A 5688-nucleotide genomic window follows, 5' to 3' on the forward strand; every position below is an offset into this window, starting at 1 on the left:
GGCTTAGTACGCTCTCTCCCCAGAAACCCGGACGTACCGGGTTGGTGGATGCTAGCGAATGGGATTCTTCGTGACCCGTCTCTTGCACAAGGTTCTAACCGCCGCTCTGGTGCTCACCGTGACGCCTAACGTCATGGTGGTGCTCATTCAGCTCATTCATATGACCGGGTGAGGTCGTAAGACCGGGTAGGGGCAAGGCCCACCCAACCCGCCGCTCACAGAGGCGCCGCATGCGCAGTGCCTCTGTCGCGCCCCCGCCCGGCCTACCGCGTACAGAGGCGTCGCATGTGCGGCGCCTCTGTCGCGTTGTGCAGGGATTCGCGCGAGGCGGCGACACGGCCAGAGCCGAACCCGCGACCGCGCGGGCAAGCCGCGAGCCGGCTGGGACGGAGTGACTCCTCCCCCGGCTCATACGCAAGCGGCTTGCCACAAGACGAGCCCGTTCCCGTTGACTTGCGGCGTGTTGCCCTTATCGGGGCGCTCTTTGGGCAACACGCCGCAAGTCAACGTGTGGGGGTGGAGGCGCGTCATGATCAGCGGGTCGGGGGTCGCTGAGAGGGCGTCGGATGCGATGGGTCGCGGCCGGGGTGGTCGTTGCGGGGATGGTTCTGGCCGGGCACGTGCCGGCGGTCGCGGCGCCGGCGGTCGCGGCGACGGCGGCACCGCCGGGAATGGACGGGGCTGGGGCGGACAAGGCCGGGGGCGGGGGGCGGACGGATGTGCGGGGGTGGGGGCTGCCGTCCTTCGCCGGGGGCGGGGAGGTGCGGTTCACCTCCTCTGAGCGGATCGCGCCTGGGGTGAGGTTTCGGACGTTCGAGACGTTCGGGGGCCGTGGGCGGGTGTCGGGTGATCTGGTGGACGTCGATCTGCGCAGCCCGAAGGTCTTCGTGGGTCTGTTGCGGCCGCCCGTGGTCGCCGCGCGCCGGACGGTGTCGGAGATGGCGGACGCGCAGGGGGCGGTGGCTGGCGTGAACGGTGACTTCTTCAACGCCAGCGAGACGCATGACGGGGTTGCGCCGACGGGGGCGTCGTCCGGTGCGGAGGTGGTCGGAGGGCGTCCGCTCAAGGGGGCGGTGCCGGATGGGCAGCGGTTCGGGCCCGCGCTGCCGCCCGGTGCGTCCGGTGAGAGCGTCATCGGGGTAGGGGCCGATCGGCGCGGGCATGTGGCGCGGTTGCGGCTGGCCGGGGTCGTCCGGTCTGGGAAGAGGTCCATCGCGCTGCGCGGGCTCAACCAGTACGCGATCCGGGTCGGCGGCGTTGGGGCGTTCGATTCGCGGTGGGGCGCGGTGTCGCGGCGGCGCGCGGTGTGCGGGACGGACAAGGTGCGCAGCGCACCGTGCAGCACGAACACGGCCGAGGTGACCGTCCGGCGGGGCGTGGTCGCGGGCGTGTCCGAGGCGGTGGGCGCGGGCGCGATCCCGGCGGGCACGACCGTGCTGGTCGGGAGAGAGGAGGGCGCCGACGCGCTGCGCCGGCTGCGGCCCGGCGACCGGGTGCGGGTCTCCTACCGCTTCGCCGGGTCCGTCCGCTTCCGGTTCGCGGTGGGCGGAATCCCGATCCTGCGGGACGGCGATCCGCTGGACGTGAGCCCCAAGGGACCGGCACCGCGCACCGCGGCCGGGGTGAGCCGCGGGGGGCGGCACCTGTTCCTCGTCGTGGTGGACGGCCGGTCGGAGCGGAGCGGCGGCCTGACCCTCGCCGAGCTGGCGGATCTGCTGGACGAGCTGGGCGCCGACGACGCGGTGAACCTCGACGGCGGCGGCTCCTCGACCTTGGTCACCCGAGACCCCGGCGCCGCATCGGTGACCGTCCGCAACACCCCGGCGGACGGCGGAGAGCGCGCCGTCGCCAACGGCATCGGCGTCTTTCGAGCGGGTGCTACGCGGTCGGTTTCTTGTCGTGGTGGCGTTTGTCGCGGACGTAGATGATCGGGGGCTTTCCGTCGCCGGGGCTGCGGCGGTCCATGACGAACAGCGTCGTCGCGGCGATCAGGTCGCTGAGCTTGGCGTAGCCGTAGTTGCGGGAGTCGAACTCGGGGCGCTGCTTGGTGATGATGTGGCCGACGGACGCCAGCGGAGCCCAGCCGTCCTCGTCGGAGGCCGCCTCCACCGCGTTGCGGAGGAGGTTGACGAGTGCGGCGTCCTGCTTGAGCTTCGCGGCCGACGTCGGGGGCGCGGGCTTGAGCGTCGCCGCGGGTGCGGCCGCGCCCTGGTCGTAGGTGAGGTTCTCGATGTAGATGAACTTGTCGCAGGCCGCCACGAACGGCTTGGGCGTCTTGCGTTCACCGAACCCGTACACGGTCAGGCCGGACTCGCGGATCCGCGCGGCCAGGCGGGTGAAGTCGCTGTCGCTGGAGACGATGCAGAACCCGTCGAAGCGGTCGGAGTACAGCAGGTCCATCGCGTCGATGACCATCGCCGCGTCGGTGGCGTTCTTGCCGGTGGTGTAGGCGAACTGCTGGATGGGCTGGATCGACTGGTCGAGCAGATGCTCCTTCCAGCCCCGCAGGCTCGTGCCGGTCCAGTCGCCGTAGGCGCGCTTGACGTGGGCGGTGCCGTACTTCGCGACCTCCGCCAGCAGCGCTTCGACGATGCTGGGCTGCGCGTTGTCGGCGTCGATGAGCACCGCCAGCCTGTCGGTGTTATCGCTGACCATGAACCGCCTCCCGAGTACGTGACCTAGTACACCAGAGGCCGCCCGCATCCCGGCGCACTCGCGGTGTCCCGGGTCTCGCAAGGGCGAGCGCAGCCTTGGGCGGCTCAGTGCAGCTGACTTCCGAGGGGCTTCGACCGACCGGAGCTGGACGGGCGTCCGCAAGTCGGCGCGCCTCCCCTCGCGGGGCCCCCACAATGAGGTGGTGATTGATCTGGACTCGGGGCCGGACGGACCACAGCCATTCGCCCATCTGAGCGTGCCGAACGCGTCCCTCTACCGGGAGGTGCTGCTGGCGTTCGCGCGCGCCAAGGAGCGGTTCATCGTCCATCTGCGCCCCGAGGACGTGGCGGCCGAGCTGCGCCTCGAAAGCGATGAGCAACTGGCGCAGGCGCTCGGCAAGCTCGTCGAGTGGGGCAACCTGCGGGCCGACGCCGACACCGGCCGCGTCACCACCGTGGAGGACTTCCACCGCAAGCGGTTCCTGTTCCAGCTCACCGCGGCCGGGCACGCCGCCGAGCAGGCCATCGCGTTCTACGAGGACGCGATCGGCCGCCGCGGCGTGCTCCAGTCCGTGGCCCTCACCGACATCGCCGACCGGCTCGCGGGCCTGGCGGCCCTCGCGGACGAGCCCGACCCCGACCCGGCCAAGGTCCACCTGCTGCTGCTGGCGCTGGCCGAGCGGTTCTCCTCGCTGGCCGACAACGCGCAGGCGTTCATGGCGTCGCTGCGCCGGGCGATCGACTTCTCCGACGGAGACGTCGACGGCTTCATCGCCTACAAGGAACGTCTCATCGACTACATCAACCGGTTCATCGCCGATCTCGCCAACTCGGGCGCCCGGATCGCGGCGCTGCTGGACGATGTGGAGTCGCGCGGGCATGAGCGGCTGCTGACGCTGGCGGCGCGGCGGGAGGCGTCCGACGCGGTGCCGGAGGGCGCGGACGCCGCCGAGGCGTTCGGCCGCGCGGAGGCCGCGGCGCTGGAGTCGTGGCGCAACCGGTGGCGGGGCCTGCGCGACTGGTTCGTGTCCGGCGGGACGGCCCGCCCGTCGCAGGCGCGGCTGCTGCGGCAGTCGGCCGTGACGGCGATCAAGCAGCTGATCGACACGGTGGGGCTGCTGAACGAGCGCCGCTCGGGCCGGTCGGACCGGTCCGCCGATTTCCGGACGCTGGCCCGCTGGTTCGCCGACGCGCCGGACGAGGAGGCGCGGCACCGGCTGTGGAGGGCGGCGTTCGGGCTGACGTCCGCCCGCCACCTGACCGTCACCGCCGCGACCGTGGCGGCGTGGGAGGAGGAGTCCCCGCAGGGGCTGCCGTGGTCGGACGCCCCGCCGGTGCGGATCTCGCCGCAGTTGCGCCGGACCGGCTCGTACGAGCGCCGGGGCAAGCCCAACCGCGTTCAGGACCGGTCGGAGCTGCGCCGGCTGCTGCGCGAGCGCGCCGACCGGGAGGCGGCCGAGACGGCGGCGGCGCGGGCGCGGCTGTGCACCGCCGGCCCGGTGCCGCTGTCCGGACTGGGCGTGCTCGACCCGCGGGCGTTCCGGCTGTTCCTGGCGCTGCTCGGGGACGCACTGGCGGCGCGGTCGCCGGGCGACAACGAGGTGAAGGCGATCACCGGGGACGGGTCGATGGAGGTGCGGCTGTCGCTCGTTCCCGATGGCGGCGAGGTCCGGATCGCCACCGAGGACGGTGTGCTCACCGGCCCCGAGCACATCATCGAGATCACCGACGTGAGCGGGGGCCGGGCGTGATCGACGACCTCGCGGGGCCGCGGTCGGCGCTGCGGGCGCTGCTGAAGCGGCCGCTGCTGACGCTCGAGTCCGATCCGGAGGATCTCGTCCTCGTCCGCCGGTACCAGGCGGAGCTGCGGGACTGGCTGAGCCGGGAGACGGGCTGGCGCCTGCATGTGGACGCCGAGACCGCCCGCCTGTTCAAGACGGCGCCGACCCTGGACGACGGGACGCATCCGGCGCGCGGGAGGGCCGGGGAGGCGTTCGGCCGGCGCCGCTATGTGGTGCTGTGCCTGGCGCTGGCCGTGCTGGAGCGCGCCGACGCGCAGACGACGCTGGGCCGGCTCGCCGAGGAGGTGCTGAACGCCGCCGCCGAGCCCGACCTGGCGTTCCCGTTCACCCTGGAGAGCCGGGCGGAGCGCGCCGACCTGGTCGCGGTGGTGCGGCTGCTGCTCGGCTGGGGCGTGCTGCGCCGGGTCTCCGGCGACGAGGAGTCGTACCTGTCGGCGTCCGGGGACGTCCTGTACGACGTGCGCCGGGTCGTCCTCGCGTCACTGCCGGCCGGCGTGCGGGGGCCGTCCACGGTCGCCGCCGAGGACTTCGAGGAGCGGCTCGCCGAGTTGACCGACGAGCCCGTCCCGGACACCGACGAGCTGCGGAACCGGGCGCTGCGGCGCCGCCTCACGCGGCGGCTGCTGGAGGACCCGGTGGTGTACTACGACGACCTGGACGACGCGGAGCGCGGCTACCTCGTCTCCCAGCGCGTCGCGATCACCCGCCGGATCGAGGAGGCGGCCGGTCTCGTGCCCGAACTGCGGGCGGAGGGCATCGCCATGGTCGATCCGGACGACGAGCTGACCGACGTGCGGATGCCGGAGCAGCGCACCGACGGGCACGTGACGCTGCTGGTCGCCGAGCACCTGGCGGGACGCGGGGAGGCCCGGCGGGACGAGCTGGAGGCGTTCGTCCGGGACGCGGCGGGGCGGCACAAGTCGTTCTGGCGCAAGGGCGTGACCGAGCCGGGCGCGGAGGAGGAGCTGCTGGACATCGCGCTCGGGAAGCTGGCGGCGCTGCGGCTGGTGGAGGTGCTGCCGGGCGGGCTGGTCCGGGCGCGTCCGGCGATCGCGCGCTATGCCGTCGAGGAACCGACCGTCCGTGAGCCGGGAGCCGTGGGGGGTCGTCCCCCCACGGGGAGCACGAGGAGGGCCGCGGGATGAGCGGCATGCCGCTGCCGACGTCCGAGCGCTGGAAGCCGCTGCGCGCCGGGCTGGTCGACATGTTCTACTACGACGTCGAGGAGTTCC

At 72.9% G+C, this 5688-nt stretch carries 4 protein-coding genes; 3 read left to right on the plus strand and 1 reads right to left on the minus strand.

Translation table 11 applies throughout. From position 1 onward, the window contains the following. Positions 1–854: 854 nt before the first annotated feature. Positions 855–1928 carry a phosphodiester glycosidase family protein gene (locus ACIWVC_RS33925; RefSeq protein WP_396455119.1) on the plus strand — a complete coding sequence of 358 codons (1074 nt, stop codon included), beginning with the start codon at positions 855–857 and terminating at the stop codon, positions 1926–1928. On the opposite strand, the gene ACIWVC_RS33930 is transcribed toward ACIWVC_RS33925, so the two are convergent. Continuing rightward, entirely contained in the window at positions 1879–2655 is a 777-nt protein-coding gene (locus ACIWVC_RS33930; RefSeq protein WP_396451773.1) for an NYN domain-containing protein, read from the minus strand. The genes ACIWVC_RS33925 and ACIWVC_RS33930 overlap by 50 nt on opposite strands. 202 nt (positions 2656–2857) lie before the next feature. Here ACIWVC_RS33930 and ACIWVC_RS33935 point away from each other — a divergent pair, with 202 nt between their 5' ends. Both ACIWVC_RS33935 and ACIWVC_RS33940 read left to right on the plus strand, forming a co-directional pair. Continuing rightward, a complete protein-coding gene (locus tag ACIWVC_RS33935) occupies positions 2858–4405 on the plus strand; it encodes a TIGR02677 family protein (RefSeq protein ID WP_396451772.1) in 1548 nt (515 codons plus the stop codon). Continuing rightward, a complete protein-coding gene (locus tag ACIWVC_RS33940; RefSeq protein WP_396451770.1) occupies positions 4402–5601 on the plus strand; it encodes a TIGR02678 family protein in 1200 nt (399 codons plus the stop codon). Before ACIWVC_RS33935 ends, ACIWVC_RS33940 begins: the two co-directional genes overlap by 4 nt. Positions 5602–5688: the final 87 nt, after the last annotated feature.

It is taken from the genome of Actinomadura sp., from assembly GCF_044508335.1.
GTDB lineage: Bacteria > Actinomycetota > Actinomycetes > Streptosporangiales > Streptosporangiaceae > Spirillospora.